Genomic DNA, 287 nt, shown 5'->3' on the forward strand with positions numbered 1-287 from the left:
GTTTCACCAGCACATCTGCCAAAGCACGTAATTCTTCCTTGCTGTATACCATCCCACTGGGATTGGAAGGAGAACTGTACCAAAGCATTCTGGTTTTGGGAGTTATAGCAGCTTCCAGCTGCTGCGGAGTCATCTTAAAATCAGATTCCACAGAGGTGGGAACTTCAACGGGCACACCTTCTGCAAGTTTTACTATTTCGGCATAGCTTACCCAATAAGGACAAGGTAAGATCACTTCATCCCCGGGATTTAACATCACCATTGCAACATTGGCTAAAGATTGTTTT

1 protein-coding gene is annotated in these 287 nt (G+C 44.6%); it reads right to left on the reverse strand.

Translation table 11 applies throughout. The annotated features are described in order from the left end of the window. Positions 1-287, reverse strand: a 287-nt coding sequence (locus HC175_RS23250) for an aminotransferase class I/II-fold pyridoxal phosphate-dependent enzyme (RefSeq protein ID WP_168140108.1), incomplete at both ends; no start/stop codon positions are given.

Source organism: Salinimicrobium oceani (assembly GCF_012037645.1).